This is a genomic window from Pseudomonas sp. LB1P83 (assembly GCF_054897885.1).
In genome coordinates this window covers 6,513,378-6,529,414 of record NZ_CM142709.1, presented here as the reverse complement: position 1 = coordinate 6,529,414, position 16,037 = coordinate 6,513,378, and the positions used below count along the sequence as shown (strand labels likewise).

14 protein-coding genes and 1 pseudogene are annotated in these 16,037 nt (G+C 60.0%); 10 read left to right on the top strand and 5 right to left on the bottom strand.

Annotated elements, in window-relative coordinates; translation table 11 throughout:
* Positions 1 to 31 precede the first annotated feature (31 nt).
* Entirely contained in the window at positions 32 to 1,573 is a 1,542-nt protein-coding gene (locus ACYZTY_RS30010; protein ID WP_461956635.1) for a phosphoenolpyruvate carboxykinase, read from the bottom strand.
* Between the two features lie 179 nt (positions 1,574 to 1,752).
* The gene (gene hslO, locus ACYZTY_RS30005; protein ID WP_461956634.1) at positions 1,753 to 2,655 is read right to left on the bottom strand and encodes an Hsp33 family molecular chaperone HslO; all 903 of its coding nucleotides are present in this window, start codon (positions 2,653 to 2,655) and stop codon (positions 1,753 to 1,755) included.
* Positions 2,656 to 2,758: 103 nt separating this feature from the next.
* Here hslO and ACYZTY_RS30000 point away from each other — a divergent pair.
* A pseudogene (locus ACYZTY_RS30000) lies at positions 2,759 to 2,982 on the top strand (phosphatase PAP2 family protein); the annotation flags it as partial.
* A gap of 144 nt (positions 2,983 to 3,126) precedes the next feature.
* Here ACYZTY_RS30000 and ACYZTY_RS29995 read toward each other — a convergent pair.
* Complete coding sequence (locus ACYZTY_RS29995; protein ID WP_461956633.1) at positions 3,127 to 3,534, bottom strand: RNA-binding S4 domain-containing protein; 408 nt, start codon at positions 3,532 to 3,534, stop codon at positions 3,127 to 3,129.
* A gap of 116 nt (positions 3,535 to 3,650) precedes the next feature.
* Here ACYZTY_RS29995 and rimA point away from each other — a divergent pair, with 116 nt between their 5' ends.
* The 3 genes from rimA to rimK are packed head-to-tail and all read left to right on the top strand — an operon-like array spanning position 3,651 to position 5,829.
* On the top strand, positions 3,651 to 4,430 hold the full coding sequence (rimA, locus tag ACYZTY_RS29990) for a S6 modification regulatory phosphodiesterase RimA (RefSeq protein WP_461956632.1): 780 nt from the start codon (positions 3,651 to 3,653) through the stop codon (positions 4,428 to 4,430).
* A gap of 17 nt (positions 4,431 to 4,447) precedes the next feature.
* The gene (gene rimB, locus ACYZTY_RS29985) at positions 4,448 to 4,927 is read left to right on the top strand and encodes a retropepsin-like aspartic endopeptidase RimB (RefSeq protein ID WP_010464766.1); all 480 of its coding nucleotides are present in this window, start codon (positions 4,448 to 4,450) and stop codon (positions 4,925 to 4,927) included.
* Positions 4,924 to 5,829, top strand: a complete 906-nt coding sequence (rimK, locus tag ACYZTY_RS29980; protein WP_007949201.1) for a 30S ribosomal protein S6--L-glutamate ligase — start codon at positions 4,924 to 4,926, stop codon at positions 5,827 to 5,829. Before rimB ends, rimK begins: the two co-directional genes overlap by 4 nt.
* Positions 5,830 to 5,959: 130 nt before the next feature.
* Here rimK and ACYZTY_RS29975 read toward each other — a convergent pair whose 3' ends face one another.
* Together ACYZTY_RS29975 and ompR are read right to left on the bottom strand one after the other, a co-directional pair.
* Positions 5,960 to 7,273 carry an ATP-binding protein gene (locus ACYZTY_RS29975; RefSeq protein ID WP_461956631.1) on the bottom strand — a complete coding sequence of 438 codons (1,314 nt, stop codon included), beginning with the start codon at positions 7,271 to 7,273 and terminating at the stop codon, positions 5,960 to 5,962.
* 101 nt (positions 7,274 to 7,374) lie between these two features.
* Positions 7,375 to 8,115: an osmolarity response regulator transcription factor OmpR gene (gene ompR / locus ACYZTY_RS29970; protein ID WP_010464774.1), complete on the bottom strand. Its 741-nt coding sequence runs from the start codon at positions 8,113 to 8,115 to the stop codon at positions 7,375 to 7,377.
* Between the two features lie 360 nt (positions 8,116 to 8,475).
* Between ompR and ACYZTY_RS29965 the strand changes: the two genes are divergently transcribed.
* The 6 genes from ACYZTY_RS29965 to tauC all read left to right on the top strand — a co-directional run bounded on the left by ACYZTY_RS29965 (position 8,476) and on the right by tauC (position 15,899).
* Positions 8,476 to 10,800, top strand: coding sequence for a Tex family protein (locus tag ACYZTY_RS29965; RefSeq protein ID WP_461956630.1), 2,325 nt, complete (start codon positions 8,476 to 8,478; stop codon positions 10,798 to 10,800).
* Complete coding sequence (locus ACYZTY_RS29960; RefSeq protein ID WP_008019061.1) at positions 10,800 to 11,183, top strand: PaaI family thioesterase; 384 nt, start codon at positions 10,800 to 10,802, stop codon at positions 11,181 to 11,183. Before ACYZTY_RS29965 ends, ACYZTY_RS29960 begins: the two co-directional genes overlap by 1 nt.
* 271 nt (positions 11,184 to 11,454) lie before the next feature.
* On the top strand, positions 11,455 to 13,038 hold the full coding sequence (gshA, locus tag ACYZTY_RS29955; protein ID WP_461956629.1) for a glutamate--cysteine ligase: 1,584 nt from the start codon (positions 11,455 to 11,457) through the stop codon (positions 13,036 to 13,038).
* A 242-nt stretch (positions 13,039 to 13,280) separates the two neighbouring features.
* Complete coding sequence (tauA, locus tag ACYZTY_RS29950; RefSeq protein WP_461956628.1) at positions 13,281 to 14,258, top strand: taurine ABC transporter substrate-binding protein; 978 nt, start codon at positions 13,281 to 13,283, stop codon at positions 14,256 to 14,258.
* 16 nt (positions 14,259 to 14,274) lie between these two features.
* A complete protein-coding gene (tauB, locus tag ACYZTY_RS29945; RefSeq protein WP_461956627.1) occupies positions 14,275 to 15,069 on the top strand; it encodes a taurine ABC transporter ATP-binding subunit in 795 nt (264 codons plus the stop codon).
* Complete coding sequence (tauC, locus tag ACYZTY_RS29940; RefSeq protein WP_461956626.1) at positions 15,066 to 15,899, top strand: taurine ABC transporter permease TauC; 834 nt, start codon at positions 15,066 to 15,068, stop codon at positions 15,897 to 15,899. The genes tauB and tauC overlap by 4 nt, the downstream gene beginning before the upstream one ends.
* The last annotated feature ends 138 nt before the right edge of the window (positions 15,900 to 16,037 follow it).

The following is a 16,037-nucleotide window of genomic DNA, read 5'->3' as shown; positions in this document are numbered from 1 at the left end:
GGGCGGCTTTTTCACTCGCTAAATCCAAGCCTTACAGCTTAGGCCCAGCAGCCTTGATCGCGTCGCTCACTTCAAACTTCTTGAAGTTCTCAACAAACAACCCAGCCAATGCCTTGGCAGCTTCATCATAAGCAGCCTTGTCAGCCCAGGTGTTACGCGGGTTCAACAGGCCAGTCTCAACGCCCGGCACAACCAGCGGCACGTCGAGGTTGATGGTGTCGAGGTGCTCGGTTTCAGCACCGATCAAAGCACCGCTCTGGATCGCTGCAATCACGCCACGCGTGGTCGGGATGTTGAAGCGTTTGCCGACGCCGTAGCCGCCGCCGGTCCAGCCGGTGTTGACCAGGTAGACCTTGGAGCCGAAGCCGCGGATGCGTTTGATCAGCAGTTCTGCGTATTCGCCGGCCGGACGCGGGAAGAACGGTGCGCCGAAGCAGGTGGAGAAGGTCGACTTGATGCCGCTGCCGGAACCCATTTCAGTCGAGCCCACCAGAGCGGTGTAGCCGGACAGGAAGTGGTAGGCCGCTTGTTCTTCGCTGAGGATCGAGACTGGCGGCAGGACGCCGGTCAGGTCGCAGGTCAGGAAGATCACAGCGTTTGGCTCGCCACCGAGGTTTTTCTCGGAACGCTTGGCAACGTGCTCCAGCGGGTAGGCGGCGCGGCTGTTCTGGGTCAGGCTGACATCAGCGTAGTCGGCGTGCTTGGCGTCATCGATAATGACGTTTTCCAGGACTGCGCCGTGCTTGATGGCTTTCCAGATGACTGGCTCGTTCTTCTCGGACAGGTCGATGCACTTGGCATAGCAACCGCCTTCGATGTTGAAGACCACGCCTTCGCCCCAGCCGTGCTCGTCGTCACCGATCAGGTAACGGCTTTCGTCGGCGGACAGGGTGGTTTTACCAGTGCCGGACAGACCGAAGAACAAGGTAACGTCGCCCGCTTCGCCGATGTTGGCAGCGCAGTGCATTGGCAGCACGTCGGCGGCCGGCAGCAGGAAGTTCTGCACCGAGAACATGGCTTTTTTCATTTCACCGGCGTAGCGCATGCCGGCGATCAGCACTTTCTTCTGTGCGAAGTTGAGGATCACGCAACCATCGGAGTTGGTGCCGTCACGCTCTGGAACGCATTCGAAGTTGGCGACGTTGAGCACTTGCCACTCTTCACGGCCAGCCGGGTTGTACTGGGCCGGGTTGATGAACAGGCAACGACCGAACAGGTTCTGCCAGGCAGTCTGCGTGGTCATTTTCACGGCCAGGTAGTGATCTTCGGACGCGCCTACATGGACGTGGGAAACGAAATGCTCTTGCGCGTTGTTGAAGGCCTCGACGCGGTCCCACAGGGCATCGAACTTGTCGGCCGGGAACTTGCGGTTGATCGGGCCCCAGGCAATGGCGGCCTGAGTGGACGGCTCTTCAACGATAAAACGATCGACTGGCGAGCGACCGGTACGGTGACCGGTGCGAACAACCAGCGCGCCAGTGTCGGCAAGCTCGCCTTCACCGCGATTCAGGGCTTCTTTAACCAGATCATCAACACTCAGATCGGTGTACACGGCGTTATTGGCTTGCGTCATGAGGTTCCCCGTCGGCCAGTGGCCGAGTGCTCCAAACGTTTTGTAGTAGAAAGTCGTGCACTACTACCGCGAAAAAAGTGGGCCGGATTATGCCAGAAAAGCCCAAAAATAGTAGGGCCCTCCCGTCAGAACGGCGTTATTCCGGCGCTGAGCAGTGAATTTACCTGCGCTGAACCGGTTTAGTGCCGGGTATCTGACGGCGTATCGACACCCGCGCCAGCGAACAATTGGCTGATATCGGCCGCATCAAACAGGTACCGCTGGTTGCAGAATTGGCAATCGATCTCGATGTTGCCGCCGTGCTCGATGACCAGCGCTTGCGCGTCTTCCATACCCAGACTGACCAGAGCATTGCCTGAACGTTCTCGCGAGCAACTGCAACGGAAACGCAGTTTCTGCACGTCGAACAGACGCACCTGCTCCTCGTGGTAGAGGCGATGGAGCACGGTTTCGTTGTCCAGGCTCAGCAATTCGTCGGCGGTCAGCGTCCCGCCCAGCGCGGTGATGTGCTGCCAGCTGGCGGCGCGCTCTTCCTCGTCTTTCAAACGATCGGCAGGCAGTTGCTGCAGCAACAGGCCACGGGCGCGACGGCCATCGGCGTACAGCCAGAAACGGGTGCCCACCTGTTGCGACATCACGAAGTAATTAGTGAAGCACTCCGACAGGGTTTCGCCATCCAGATCCACAATGCCTTGGTAACGCTGGCCTTGTGTCGGGTCGATGGTCAACGCCAGAACGCCGTTGGGCATCAGGTCGGCGAGCGTTGCGTCGGGGGCGATCCGGTCGGCTTCGTAACGGGCCAGGCCACGGATTTCGCGCTCGCTGGAGCACTCGATCATCAGCAGCGGAATCGGGCCGTCGGAACGGGCCTGAAGAATCAGCAAGCCATCGAACTTCAAAGTGCCGACCAGCAACGACGCAGCCGCCATCAGCTCGCCGAGCAATTGCGCGACCGGCTCCGGATACGGGTGTTTGGCGAGGACTTCGGCGTAACTCCGTTCCAACGAAACCAGCTCGCCGCGGGTGTCGCTGTCATCGAAGATGAAGCGTTGGGTGTAGTCGGTATCCGGTAGATCGGTCATAGGTCTGGGTTCTGAAGTAATGACAAATGGTTACAAAACGTGAAATTTGCGCCTGTGCAGCACTACTTGGTAGTGCGCGATGTTCAGCCATGGGAGGCATTTTATGAACAATCCGGGTTTGTTCCAAGCAAGGTGGACCTGCGCCGGTTGGCTCTGTGCAATTTTTTGCCTCTGACGCTGCTGGCCTTCTGGTTATGGCCTACGGGTCAGATGCTGTGTTTGATTTTCGACGAGTGGTTATTTCAGTTGCTGAATGCGCCGCTGGGCAGTTACCCGATATGGCTACGCATCTGGGCGATTGCAAGTCTGCGCCCGGTCGAAGTGGTGCGTAGCGCTTGATTCCATGGCGCTGCCGGCGAGTGCTGCGCACTCGATCGCGAGCAGGCTCACTCCCACAAAGGACTGCGCAATACCTGTGGGAGCGAGCCTGCTCGCGATAGCGTCAGCCCAGCCGACACAGAAGCAACAGGATTACCCGTCGTTGCTACTGCCACGAAACTTGAACAAATCCCGTCGCTGTTTCTTGCTCGGCTTGCCATCGGTGCTCACGCCCAACGCACCGGCCTTGCGCATGGCCGCGGCCGCTTCGCGCTTGGCGATGCTTGCATCGGTCTCCGCGTACAACGTCTGAGCTTCCGGGGCGCCACGGCGCACGATCGATAGCGCCTGAACCACCACAGTGCGTTCTTCGAACCCCACACGAATCTGAAACTCGTCGCCGACTCTCGGCTCCTTGCCCGGTTTGCAGCGCTCACCCCGGCAATGCACCTTGCCGCTTTCAATCGCCGACTTGGCCAAGGCACGTGTTTTATAAAAACGCGCGGCCCACAACCACTTATCGAGACGGACCTTGTCGTCCTCTTCCTGTTTTTGTGCCACTGGAATTCCTCTTTCAGCCAATAGTCGGAACTGTACTACCGTTTCTGTCGGGCGCAAGAACTCGGCCCTCCGGATAGACTGTGATCTTGGCCGGCTCACCGGCATGGAGTGATCGAGTGACTATATTCCCGTCTTCATTGACCTCGCCGCAGGGCGGTTGCCAGGGCTGTCAGCAAAGCGAGCCGCTGGGCTTCGATTTTTCTTTTGCCTACCAACCGATCGTCGATCTGCGCGATCAGTCGATTTTTGCTCATGAAGCCTTGGTACGCGGCGTTGCCGGGGAAGGCGCACTGTCGGTGCTCGACCAGGTCACCGAGGAGAATCGCTACCGTTTCGACCAGCTCTGCCGGACCCGCGCCATTGCAGGGGCGGCCAATCTAAACATGCAGACACACTTGTCGATCAACTTCATGCCCAACGCCGTGTACCGCCCGGAGCTGTGCATTCGTAGCACCCTGGAGGCCGCGAAAAAACACAACTTCCCCATCAGCCGTCTGATTTTCGAAACCCTGGAAAGCCAGCACGTAGATAACTATCGCCATTTGACTAATATTCTGCGTGAATACCGCGAATTCGGCTTCAAGACCGCCATCGACGATTTCGGCGCGGGCTACTCGGGGCTCAATCTGCTGGCTGATTTCCAACCGGACCTGATCAAACTCGACATGGCACTGATCCGCGATGTCGACCGCGATCGTGTTCGTCAGGCTATCGTTCGAGGGATTGTCACAATCTGTGCGGAGTTGAACGTTACAGTCATCGCCGAAGGCATCGAAAGCGCCGGAGAACGGGATTTCCTGGCGGACTGTGGAATATTTCTGATGCAGGGTTACTGGTTCGCCAAGCCTGCATTCAAAGCGTTGGCCCAGGTAACGCCTGAGGCCTGGACGCGTTAATCGCCGGTTTTTTCCTATTGAAGACATTTGACCATTTGACCGTTATCGGTCTGCGCGAGTGGGTGGCGCTCCCGGATTTGGGAGTCGCGGGCCTGCGCGCAAAAATCGATACCGGTGCCAGCACCTCAAGCCTGCATGCCACCGACATCGAGCCGTTCGAGCGCGACGGTGAAAGCTGGGTGCGCTTCACCGCGCACCTGGGCACGGTGGTGCAGTTGCGTCATCGACGCTGCGAAGCGCCACTGGTGACGCGCAAAACCATTAAAAGCTCCAACGGTCACGCGCAGATGCGTTATGTGGTCAGCACTACACTGGCCCTCGGTGATCGGGTATGGCGGGTCGAATTCACCCTCGCCTGCCGCAAATCCATGCGTTATCGCCTGCTACTCGGCTCCAAAGCCCTGATCGACGGCCAACTGGTGGTCAATCCGGGCATCAAGTATGTACAAGACAAGCCGGTGTTCCCGGTATCTACCTCTTCCACAGGTGTTGCATGAAGATCGCTGTGCTGTCGCGGAACCCGCGTCTGTATTCCACTCGTCGTCTGGTCGAAGCCGGTACCGAGCGTGGCCATGAAATGGTGGTGATCGACACCCTGCGCGCCTATATGAACATTGCCAGCCACAAGCCGCAGATCCACTACCGCGGCAAGCCGCTGGAGGGTTTCGACGCGGTGATCCCGCGGATCGGTGCCTCTGTGACGTTTTATGGCTGCGCGGTGTTGCGCCAGTTCGAAATGATGGGGGTTTTCCCGCTCAACGAATCCGTGGCCATCGCCCGCTCGCGGGACAAGCTGCGGTCGCTGCAATTGCTCTCGCGCCGAGGGATCGGTTTGCCGGTGACCGGGTTTGCGCACTCCCCGGATGACATTCCCGACCTGATCGACATGGTCAACGGCGCACCGCTGGTGATCAAGGTGCTGGAAGGTACGCAAGGCATCGGTGTGGTGTTGTGTGAAACGGCGACGGCGGCAGAGTCGGTGATTGAAGCCTTCATGGGCCTGAAGCAGAACATCATGGTTCAGGAATACATCAAGGAAGCCGGTGGTGCGGACATTCGCTGCTTCGTGGTCGGCGACAAGGTGATCGCGGCGATGAAGCGCCAAGCCAAGCCTGGGGAATTCCGCTCCAACCTGCATCGGGGTGGCAGCGCCAGCCTGATCAAGATCACCCCGGAAGAACGCATGACCGCGTTGCGCGCGGCGAAGGTGATGGGTTTGGCGGTGGCAGGTGTGGATATCCTGCGTTCCAATCACGGGCCGCTGGTGATGGAAGTGAACTCGTCGCCAGGGCTGGAAGGGATTGAGACCACCACAGGGAAAAACGTGGCGGGGATCATCATTGAGCATCTTGAGAAGAATGGCGGGCCGAATATGACCCGGACCAAAGGAAAAGGTTAAACCCGGAATCATCTAGCGGCAGGGAGGCCGCCTTCTCGGGCAAGCCTCGCTCCTACAGGAGATGATAAACCCATGTAGGAGCGAGGCTTGCCCGCGAAGAGGCCATGAGCCTCACCAAAGATAACAACCCTTAAACCGCATCCCGAGGCAGCATCAACCCAAGCGGCAACCGCACCCGAGCTTCGAGCCCACCACCGGACCGATTGCGCAACTCAACATTGCCGCCATGCATCGAAGCAATCCGCTTCACGATCGCCAGGCCCAGCCCTGTCCCCTTCCCGCCCCGGGCACGATCACCCCGAGTGAACGGATTAAAGATCGCTTCCAATTCAGAAGGATCAATCCCCGCCCCACGGTCCATGACGCTCAGCACCACGTACGGCGCACTGGTATCGCCAGACACATAAGCCGCCACCTCAACCCCGCTGCCAGCATGGTGCAAGGCGTTGCCGATCAAATTGTTCAGCAAACGCTTCATCGACACCCGACGCAACGGAAACGGCTGGATCGGTTCCAGGCGCAGCCGCACTTTTTCTTCATTCTGGTTGTACGGCGCAGCGACTTCACGCACCAGGTCGCTCAGGTCCACTTCCTCGACAGACTCGTCACGACCATCGCGAATAAACGCCAGGAACTGGTCGAGGATTGCGTCCATGTCTTCGATGTCGCGCACCATCGCGTCGGTGAGGTCGTTGTGGTCGCCCATCAACTCCAGGGACAACCGCAACCGGGTCAAAGGCGTACGCAGGTCGTGTGACACCCCGGCCAGCATCAGCTCGCGCTCGCGACCGGCCTGCTCAACGTCTTCCGCCATCTGGTTGAAGGCGCGGTACACCTCGGTCATCTCGCTCGGCGTGTCGCTGATCGGCAGACGTATGCTACGCCCCTGGCCGAGTTGCCTTGCGGCATAGACCAGACGTTTCAACGGTTGATTGAGCTGGCTGACGAAGATCCACGCCGAAGCGGTGGACAGCAGGCCGATAGCGAGGAACCAGCCGAGCACGTTCCAGATTTTCTGGCCGCGCAACGGATGCGGATAGAGCGGCACTTTCAGCCAGCCATCGCCCAGGCTAGGCGCCCGAACCCACAGGGCCGGCGGCGAGTGCATGCGTAATCGCACTTCGGTGTCTGCACCCAGTTCGGCCTGCATCTGCCGCTGATAGATCTCACTGTAGGGCCAGTGTTGCTCGCCTTCCGGTACACCCGCGCCCACTACCCGGATCAGGGTCGCGGCATCAGCGATTTTCTCACGGTTTTTTTCATCCGCAGCCCAATAGGCGCGCAGCGTCAGGGCGACGCCGTGGCTGTATTGGCGATCCACCAGCACGTCTTCGTTCATCAACAGATAAACCAGGGTCAGCGCCTTGGAGAACAGGACGACGATCAGCACCAGCCACAGGGTGCGGGAGAAGAAACTCTGGGGGAACCAAACGGGGGTTTTCATGGATAACCGCTACACACTTGCAGGAGCGAGCGATGCTCGCATATTGCGGATCGCGAGTCTGCGAACAATCGTGCGCAAGACCCGCTCCTACAAATCGCCGATCACTTGGTGGCGGCGCCATCCGGAACAAACACGTAACCCACGCCCCAGACCGTCTGGATGTAACGCGGTTTGGATGGATCAGGCTCGATCATCCGGCGCAGACGGGAAATCTGCACGTCGATGGAACGCTCCAGGGCATCCCATTCGCGGCCACGGGCCAGGTTCATCAGTTTGTCGCGAGTCAGTGGCTGACGCGCGTTCATGACCAAGGCCTTGAGCACCGCGAACTCACCGGTGGTGAGCATGTGCACTTCGTCACCGCGCTTGAGTTCGCGGGTGGCCAAGGACAGCTCGTAGTCACCGAAGGTCACGCTTTCGTCTTCGCTACCCGGTGCGCCCGGCACCGGTGTCGATTGACGGCGCAGGACCGCTTTGACACGGGCCATCAGCTCATCCGGGTTGAACGGCTTGGCCAGGTAATCGTCGGCGCCCAGTTCCAGGCCCTTGATGCGGCTCAACTCATCGCCCTTGGCGGTCAGCATGATGATCGGGATCTGATTGTTCGCCGTGCGCAGGCGGCGGCAGGCGGTCAGACCGTCTTCGCCGGGCAGCATCAGGTCGAGAACGACCAGGTTGAACACTTCACGCGCCAGCAGGCGATCCATTTGTTCGGTGTTCGGCACGGCGCGGGCACGGTAGCCCTTGCTGACGAAAAAACGTTCCAGCAGGCTGCTCAGCCCCGGATCGTCGTCAACAATAAGAATTTTTTCGCCTTCAGCATTGTTTGCAGTGCTGCTCATTAGATGCTCCTTTGATCTCGGCGCGCATTATGGCGTAGCTGCCGTTATACGCACCGTGTGCATTGTTAGCAGATTTTTCCTTCACCGCCAGAAATCCGGCCTTCGCGCTACCGCCAGTGATGCCCCTGAATGTTAGAACGCTGGTTATAATGCGCGGCCTTTTGTGTCAGGCAACGTCTGATCATGGCTGCAGGTGGCCTGCTTTTTATTTTCATGGCGCGGCAGTCATTGTTCGATTTCACGGGTCAACGGGATACCTGTTGATCCAGGTAGCGGCGCACGCCAGGCCGCTCAACCAGACTCGCCGAGCCTTTATCTCTGCGCCTGCGAGCCTGCTTTCACAATTTGTCAGGTGGTTTTATGGACAGCATCAACAGCCGCATCGCCGAGGAACTCGGTGTACGCCCACAACAGGTCGAAGCGGCCGTCGCGCTACTCGATGAAGGCTCTACCGTTCCCTTCATCGCCCGCTACCGGAAAGAAGTGACCGGCAGCCTCGATGACATCCAGTTGCGTCATCTGGAAGAGCGTCTGCGCTACCTGCGAGAACTCGACGAACGGCGCATCAGCATCCTTGCCAGCATCGAAGAGCAAGGCAAGCTGACCCCGCAACTCGAACGCGACATCAAACTCGCCGACACCAAGACCCGCCTCGAAGACTTGTACCTGCCGTACAAGCAGAAGCGCCGCACCAAGGGCCAGATCGCCCTGGAAGCCGGCCTCGGCGAGCTGGCCGACGGCCTGTTCAACGACCCGAGCCTGACGCCAGACGCTGAAGCCGCACGCTTCGTCGACGCCGAAAAAGGCGTGGCTGATGTGAAGGCCGCCCTCGAAGGCGCCAAGTACATCCTGATGGAACGCTTCGCCGAAGACGCCGGTTTGCTGGACAAACTGCGCAGCTACCTCAAGCAGGAAGCGACCCTCAGTGCCCGCGTCATCGCCGGCAAGGAAGAGGAAGGCGCCAAGTTCCGCGATTACTTCGAACACGACGAACCGCTGAAAAGCATGCCGTCGCACCGCGCACTGGCGATTTTCCGTGGTCGCAATGAAGGCATTCTGAGCTCTGCGCTGAAAGTCGGCGACGAACTGCCAGGCACCATGCACCCGTGCGAAGGCATGATCGGCCAGCAGTTCGGCATCCAGAACCAGAACCGCGCCGCCGACAAATGGCTGGGCGAAGTGGTGCGCTGGACCTGGAAGGTCAAGCTCTACACCCACCTGGAAACCGACCTGCTCGGCGAACTGCGCGACGGCGCGGAAACCGAAGCGATCAACGTGTTCGCCCACAACCTGCACGACTTGCTGCTGTCGGCCCCGGCCGGCCCGCGCGCCACGCTGGGTCTCGACCCGGGCCTGCGCACCGGTTGCAAGGTCGCCGTGGTGGATTCCACCGGCAAGTTGCTGGACCACGCCACGGTTTATCCGCACGTGCCGCACAACAAGTGGGACCAGACCGTCGCGATTCTGGCCGCCCTGTGCGCCAAGCATTCGGTGGACCTGATCGCCATCGGCAACGGCACCGCCAGCCGTGAAACCGACAAGCTCGCCGCTGAGCTGATCAAAAAATACCCAGCAATGAAGATGACCAAGGTCATGGTCTCCGAGGCCGGTGCATCGGTTTACTCGGCATCGGAACTGGCCTCCAAGGAATTCCCGGACCTCGACGTGTCGATCCGTGGCGCGGTGTCGATTGCCCGCCGTCTGCAGGATCCATTGGCCGAGCTGGTGAAGATCGATCCGAAATCCATCGGTGTCGGCCAGTACCAGCACGACGTGTCGCAGCTGAAACTGGCTCGCGGCCTGGACGCTGTAGTCGAAGACTGCGTGAACGCCGTGGGCGTCGACGTCAACACCGCTTCCGTGGCGTTGCTGGCCCGAATCTCCGGCCTCAACGCGACCCTGGCGCAGAACATCGTCAGCCACCGTGACGAGCACGGCGCCTTCAAAACCCGCGCGGCATTGAAGAAAGTCGCGCGTCTGGGCGAGAAAACTTTCGAACAGGCCGCCGGCTTCCTGCGCGTCATGAACGGCGACAACCCGCTGGATTCGTCGGCGGTTCACCCGGAAGCCTACCCGCTGGTGCAGCGCATTGCCGCTGAAACCGACCGCGACATTCGCTCGCTGATCGGCGATGCGAGCTTCCTCAAGCGTCTCGACCCGAAGAAGTACACCGACGAAACCTTCGGTCTGCCAACGGTCACCGACATCCTGCAAGAGCTGGAAAAACCGGGCCGCGACCCGCGTCCGGAGTTCAAGACCGCCGAGTTCCAGGAAGGCGTCGAAGAACTCAAGGACCTGCAACTGGGGATGATCCTCGAAGGCGTCGTCACCAACGTGACCAACTTCGGCGCGTTCGTCGATATCGGCGTGCATCAGGACGGTTTGGTGCACATCTCTGCGCTTTCGGAGAAGTTCATCAAGGATCCGCGCGAAGCGGTGAAGGCCGGTGACGTGGTGAAAGTGAAGGTCATGGAAGTCGACATCCCGCGCAAACGCGTCGGCCTGTCGATGCGCATGAGCGACACCCCGGGCGAGAAAATCGACGGTGCCCGTGGTGCGCGTCCGGGTTCGGCTCCGCGCCAGTCCCAGAACACCGCACCGCGTAAAGAAACCACGGCGGCAGCCCCGACCAACAACGCCATGGCTTCACTGTTCGCCAACGCCAAGCAGTTGAAGAAACGCTGATGGAGATTCCCGCCGGGCTGACCGAAAGCGCGTTTTTCAAGCTGCTGGGGTGTCGCTTGCACAGCCTGGAAACCGGGGTGGCGCAAGTCGCCCTGGCACTTGAGCCAGAACTGCGCAATCGCGGCGGCAAGCTGCACGGCGGGGCCTTGTTCAGTCTGGTGGACATTGCCATGGGGTTGGCCTGTTCCAGCACCCACGGCTTTGACCAGCAGAGCGCGACCATCGAATGCAAGATCAACTACATTCGCGCCGTTTCTGACGGTGAAGTGATGTGCACGGCACGGGTGATTCACCCGGGCCGGCGCACGCTGGTGGTCGAAGCTGACGTGATGCAAGGCGACAAACTGGTCGCAAAAGCACAAGGCACGTTCGCTGTCCTGTAGCTAGATGTCACTCATTTGAGTTAATTTCAGCGCAACGAAACCTGTAGGAGTGAGCCTGCTCGCGATAGCGGTGTGTCAGTCAATATATGCGTTGTCTGACACACCGCTATCGCGAGCAGGCTCACTCCTACAGGGATTGTGCAGTTCATTACTGACCGGCATGGCTTGCGCGGTTGCAAAAACCAGGCGAAAACGCCAGTTTTAACTTCACCCTTGTAGACCGTCTTGCCCACCCCCATATTGGGGCGACTGACGCGTGAAGGAATCCAACTTGAGCGAACTTCTCAACCGCCGCCTGGCTCTGCTCGGCGAGCGCGCTAACCTCTCTCTGCTCGAACAGTGCCTTCATGGCATCGAACGTGAATGCCTTCGCGTGACCGGCGAAGGTCGCCTGGCGCAAACGCCGCACCCGGAAGAATTGGGTTCCGCGCTGACCAATGAACAAATCACCACCGACTATTCCGAGTCGTTGCTGGAATTCATTACTCCGGCCCTGCCAGACCCGGCCGATACGCTGGCGAGCCTGGACAAGATTCACCGTTTTGCCTACAGCAAACTCGGCAACGAGTTTCTGTGGAGTCCATCGATGCCGTGCCCGTTGCCGGCCGAGGAAGACATCCCGATCGCCTATTACGGCACGTCCAACATCGGTCAGCTCAAGTACGTCTACCGCAAGGGCCTGGCCCTGCGTTACGGCAAGACCATGCAGTGCATCGCCGGGATTCACTACAACTTTTCCCTGCCGGAAAAGCTCTGGCCACTGCTGAGAGAGACTGAAGGCTTTGTCGGTACCGACCGCGATTATCAGTCGTCGGCCTACATCGCGCTGATCCGTAACTTCCGTCGCTACAGCTGGCTGCTGATGTACCTGTTCGGCGCCTCTCCCGCGCTGGACGCCGGTTTCCTGCGCGGTCGCTCGCATCAGTTGGAACAACTGGACCCGGACACCTTGTACCTGCCGTACGCCACCAGCCTGCGCATGAGCGACCTGGGTTACCAGAGCAACGCCCAGGCCGGTCTGACCCCGTGCTACAACGATCTGGCCAGTTACACCGACAGCCTGCGCAAAGCGGTCGCCACGCCGTATGCGCCGTATGTCGAAATCGGCACGCATCAGGACGGCGAGTGGGTTCAGCTCAACACCAACATCCTGCAGATCGAAAACGAGTACTACTCCAACATCCGCCCGAAACGCGTGACCTATACCGGCGAACGGCCGATCCAGGCGCTGGTGGCTCGCGGCATTCAGTACGTCGAAGTGCGCTGCCTGGACATCAACCCGTTCCTGCCCATGGGCATCGACCTGCCGGAGTCGCGTTTCCTCGATGCGTTCCTGCTGTATTGCGCGCTGAACGACAGCCCGCTGCTGACCAATACCTCGTGCAGCAATGCGACGTCGAACTTCCTCAGCGTGGTCAAGGAAGGTCGTCGTCCGGGCCTGCAATTGCAGCGCGATGGTCAACCGGTCGACCTGAAGGAATGGGCTGCCGAACTGTTGGAAAAAATAGCTCCGCTCGCGGCGCTGCTTGATCAAAGCCACGGCGGCGATGCCCACAGCAAGGCATTGGATGCGCAGCTGGCCAAGGTCAAGGACCCGTCCCTGACGCCATCGGCCCAGGTGCTGGCGGCGATGGCCGAGCACAAGGAAAGCTTTGCCCAGTTCTCCCTGCGTCAGAGCCGGGTGCATGCGGAGTTTTTCCGCAGCGAACCGTTGAACGGCGAAGACCAGGCGAAGTTTGAAGCACGCGCGCGTTCCTCGCTGGCTGAACAAGTAGAGCTGGAGCAGAACGAAGTCGGCGATTTCGATGTGTTTGTCGGGTCGTATCAGGCGAGCATTCTGGCGATCAGCAACTAACATCGGAAGGTCCTGTGGACCTTTTCGCGGGCAAGCCTCGCTCCTACAGTTTTGTGTCGGTCACCCATTTGTGCCTCGACCCCGAACCTGTAGGAGCGAGGCTTGCCCGCGAAGGCCGCGCCACGGTCCCCTTAGAATTTTCCGCTCATAAGCTCATTCGAAAAAGTTATTTATTTTCGAATTCTTAGATCATTTAGTCTCCTTTCACGCCGACTCTCGGTCGCCTGACAAGGAGCTTCCCAATGAAACTGAATTTCCCTCTTCGCCTCCTGGCGGCCGCGTCTTTGGCTGCGGCGAGCTTCCTGGCCCAAGCGGCCGATGTCACCGTCGCCTACCAGACCACCGTTGACCCGGCGAAAGTCGCCCAGGCCGACGGTGCTTACGAAAAAGCCACCAACGCCAAGATCGACTGGCGCAAATTCGACAACGGCGCCGACATCATCGCCGCCATCGCTTCCGGCGACGTGCAGATCGGCTACCTCGGCTCCAGCCCTCTGACGGCGGCCATCACCCGCAAAGTCCCGGTCGAAACCTTCCTGATTGCCACGCAGATCGGTGCCGCTGAAGCCCTGGTCGCCCGCGACGGTTCCGGGATCAAGACTCCGCAGGACCTGATCGGCAAGAAAATCGCCGTGCCGTTCGTTTCCACCGGCCACTACAGCCTGCTGGCCGCGCTGAAGCACTGGAACATCGACCCGTCGAAAGTCACCGTGCTCAACCTCGCGCCACCCGCGATCATCGCTGCGTGGAAACGCGGTGACATCGACGCTACTTACGTGTGGGACCCAGCGCTCGGTGTTGCCAAGGAAAACGGCAAAGTACTGATCACCTCCGGCGAATTGGCCAAGTTCGGTGCGCCGACCTTCGATGCCTGGATCGTGCGTAAAGACTTCGCCGAGAAGCACCCGGAAATCGTCACCGCGTTCGCCAAAGTGACCCTGGACGCCTACGCCGATTACCGCAAAGACCCAAAAGCCTGGCTCGCCAACCAATCCAACGTCGACAAACTGGTGAAACTCTCCGGCGCCAAGGCCAGCGACATTCCATTGCTGCTGCAAGGCAACGTCTTCCCGCTGGCGGCTGACCAGGTGATCACCCTCGGCGCACCGACCACCAAGGCCATCACCGATACCGCTGTGTTCCTCAAGGAACAAGGCAAGGTCGAAGCCGTGCTGCCGGACTACGCGCCGTACGTCAGCGCGAAGTTCATCACCAACTGATCGGGAGTTAACCGCGATGGCTTTGCTACAGCTGGAGCGCATCAGCGCACAGTACCCCGGCAGCCCGGAACCGGTACTGGCGGATATTTCCCTGAGCCTTGGGCCCCAGCAATTGCTGGTCGCCCTCGGCCCGTCCGGCAGTGGCAAGACTTCGCTGTTGAACCTGATTGCCGGTTTCGTCGAGCCCAGCGCCGGGCGCATCACCCTCGATGGCGTGCCGGTCAAAGGCCCGAGCGCCGAACGCGGCGTGGTGTTCCAGGACGACGCCTTGCTGCCTTGGCAGGACGTCTTGGCCAACGTCGGTTTCGGTCTGGAACTGGCCGGTGTTTCCCGGGACAAACGTGAAATCCGTGCTCGGGAAATGCTCGCGCTGGTGGACCTTTCCGGTTTCGAAAGTCGCCGAATCTGGCAGCTCTCGGGCGGCCAGAAACAGCGTGTCGGCCTGGCCCGGGCCCTCGCCGCCGACCCTCGTGTTCTGCTGATGGACGAACCTTTCGGAGCCCTCGATGCCTTTACCCGCGAACAAATGCAGGAGTTGCTGCTGCAAGTCTGGCAGCGCACCGCCAAACCGGTATTCCTGATTACCCACGACATCGAAGAAGCGGTGTTCCTCGCCACGGATCTGATTCTGCTGGCGCCGAACCCAGGGCAAATCGTCGAGCGCCTGAACCTGGATTTCGGCCAGCGTTACGCAGCCGGTGAGTCGGCACGGTCGATCAAGTCCGACCCGCGCTTCATCGAAACCCGCGAACATGTGCTCGCCAAAGTGTTCTCCCAACGCAGCACCGCCCAGCGGCAGGAGCGCGCATGAGCAGCTATCAAATTCCCGCCGTCGCGGTGAAACCAGGTTCGACGGTCATTCCGGTCCGCCGCAGTTTGAGCACTCGGTGGATCAGCGTGCTGACACTGCTCGCGCTGGTTGTCATTTGGTGGGCCGTTACGGCCACTGGAATGATCGAACCGCTGTTCCTGCCGCCACCGTCTGCCGTGCTGCAAAAAGGCTGGCTGCTGGTCACCACCGGCTACATGGATTCAACGTTGTGGCAGCACTTGGGCGCCAGCCTCAGCCGAATCGGCCTGGGCCTTATCTTCGCGGTGCTGACCGCCGTGCCCGTTGGCATCGCCATCGGCCATAACCGCATCGCGCGCGGCATTCTCGATCCGCTGATCGAGTTCTACCGGCCGATTCCACCGTTGGCTTACCTGCCGCTGATCGTGATCTGGTGCGGCATCGGCGAGTTGTCGAAAGTCTTGCTGATCTACCTCGCGATTTTCGCCCCGATCGCCATTGCCACTGCAACCGGCGTGCGCACGGTTGACCCGGCCAAGTTGCGTGCCGCCCAGTCGCTGGGCGCGACCCGGGCGCAGTTGATTCGCCATGTGATTCTGCCGAGCGCCTTGCCGGACATTTTGACCGGCGTGCGCATCGGTCTGGGCGTGGGTTGGTCAACGCTGGTCGCCGCCGAATTGATCGCCGCCACCAGCGGTTTGGGCTTTATGGTGCAGTCGGCCGCGCAGTTCCTGGTCACCGATGTGGTGGTGCTGGGGATTCTGGTGATCGCGCTGATCGCCTTCGCCATGGAAATGGGCCTGCGCGCGCTTCAACGCAAATTGGTGCCGTGGCATGGCCAGGCTCACTGAAAAATCATCATGTGAAAAACCTTGTAGGAGTTAGCCTGCTCGCGATAGCGCAGTGTCAGTCGACATGGCAGTGGCTGATACACCGCCATCGCGAGCAGGCTCACTCCTACAAAAGCTCTGCACCCCGGATTGAAGAGA

Coding starts and splice junctions, on each gene's coding strand:
- rimK (WP_007949201.1), top strand. CDS start 4,924: ATGAAGATCGCTGTGCTGTCGCGGAACCCGCGTCTGTATTCCACTCGT.
- tauB (WP_461956627.1), top strand. CDS start 14,275: ATGGCTTTGCTACAGCTGGAGCGCATCAGCGCACAGTACCCCGGCAGC.
- ACYZTY_RS29975 (WP_461956631.1), bottom strand. CDS start 7,273: ATGAAAACCCCCGTTTGGTTCCCCCAGAGTTTCTTCTCCCGCACCCTG.
- ompR (WP_010464774.1), bottom strand. CDS start 8,115: ATGAGCAGCACTGCAAACAATGCTGAAGGCGAAAAAATTCTTATTGTT.
- ACYZTY_RS29965 (WP_461956630.1), top strand. CDS start 8,476: ATGGACAGCATCAACAGCCGCATCGCCGAGGAACTCGGTGTACGCCCA.
- hslO (WP_461956634.1), bottom strand. CDS start 2,655: ATGACCGATCTACCGGATACCGACTACACCCAACGCTTCATCTTCGAT.
- tauA (WP_461956628.1), top strand. CDS start 13,281: ATGAAACTGAATTTCCCTCTTCGCCTCCTGGCGGCCGCGTCTTTGGCT.
- tauC (WP_461956626.1), top strand. CDS start 15,066: ATGAGCAGCTATCAAATTCCCGCCGTCGCGGTGAAACCAGGTTCGACG.
- ACYZTY_RS29960 (WP_008019061.1), top strand. CDS start 10,800: ATGGAGATTCCCGCCGGGCTGACCGAAAGCGCGTTTTTCAAGCTGCTG.
- ACYZTY_RS30010 (WP_461956635.1), bottom strand. CDS start 1,573: ATGACGCAAGCCAATAACGCCGTGTACACCGATCTGAGTGTTGATGAT.